The sequence below is a fragment of the Methylobacterium sp. BTF04 genome (genome assembly GCF_010692745.1).
Classification (GTDB): Bacteria; Pseudomonadota; Alphaproteobacteria; order Rhizobiales; family Beijerinckiaceae; genus Methylobacterium.
Window position 1 is genome coordinate 1 of sequence record NZ_JAAHTB010000177.1, and the last position, 1,295, is coordinate 1,295.

The 1,295-nt window shown below is 63.3% G+C and carries 1 protein-coding gene; it reads right to left on the reverse strand.

Annotation, left to right across the window (positions count from 1 at the left end; translation table 11 throughout):
- Nucleotides 1-60: 60 nt before the first annotated feature.
- Nucleotides 61-1,232, reverse strand: a protein-coding gene (locus G3T14_RS24145) for an IS3 family transposase (protein WP_163645003.1) whose coding sequence is annotated in 2 segments (ribosomal slippage) — nt 61-977 and nt 977-1,232 — 1,173 coding nt in all. Because the reading frame shifts where the segments join, the coding sequence is not laid out codon by codon here.
- Between the last annotated feature and the right edge of the window lie 63 nt (nt 1,233-1,295).

Consider the following 1,295-nt stretch of genomic DNA (forward strand, 5'->3'; position numbering starts at 1 on the left):
TGAGGTGGTCCCGCCTTCCTGGACAGTTTGGCGGCTGAGCTAAGCTATACCCCGGTTGATTTACGCCGCCATTCTGGTGAGCGCCATATCCGGGTCATTCCTAGGATATGGCGCTGCGCCTGCCTGCCCATAGACCTCGTCCGGCGTTCGGCCAGCGAAGCGAGAGTGGGGCCGGTGCCCGTTGTAATAGGTGATCCACTGGCCGAGCCCGGTGCGCAGCTCCGTGCCGGTCTCGAAGGCATTCAGATAGACGCATTCGTACTTCAGCGACCGCCAGAGGCGCTCGATGAACACGTTGTCCATCCACCGGCCGCGCCCGTCCATGGAGATATTCACCTTGGCGTCGCGCAGCACGCCGGTGAAGTCGGCACTCGTGAACTGGCTGCCCTGATCTGTGTTGAAGATCTCGGGTTTGTCGAACCGCGCCAGCGCCTCCTTCAGAGCGGCGACGCAGAACTCCGCGTCCATCGTGTTCGACAGCCGCCAGGCCAGTACCTTTCGCGATGCCCAGTCCATGATCGCCACCAGGTAGAGGAAGCCGCGCCGCATGGGCAGGTAGGTGATATCGGCGCACCAGACGTGACCCGGGCGCGTGATCTCCAGATCGCGCAGCAGGTAGGGATAAATCCGGTGCTCCGGATGCGGATCGCTCGTCCGCGGACGCTGATAGATGGGCGACAGCCCCATCTTTGCCATCAGCCGCCGTACACGACGACGCCCGACCGCGTGCCCGAGCCGCTGAAGGTGCCGGGCCATTTGGCGGCTACCATACCATGGGTGATCCAGGAACGAGGCGTCGATCACTGCCATCAACGCCAGCGTCTCGGCCGCCTCCGGCACGGGCGCATGGTAGAACGAGGATCGGCTGATCGATACCAGCCGACACTGTGCCACGATCGACAGGCCGGCATGCCCCCGTTCGATCATCTGCCGACGCCGCTCAACGCTCATCGCGCGAACCCCTTCGACAAAAAATCCCGTTCCACCACCAACTGCCCGATCTTCGCGTGCAGCTTCTCGATCGCGTTGTCGCCTGCGGCCTTGCTTGCCTCGCCCGCCCCAGAGAACGTCGCAGCCATGCCCTCGGTCGCCTGTCGCTTCCACGTCGCGATCATCGTCGGATGGATGCCATGTCTGGCCGCCAACTCAGCCAGCGTCAGATCACCCCGGATCGCCTCCAGCGCAACCTTGGCCTTGAACTCGCCCGTGTACCTCTTCCGCGTCGTCTTCATTCCCGTTCATCCCTCACGTCGGGGATAGCTTAGCCTCCTGTCCAGATTTCCAGCACCACCTCA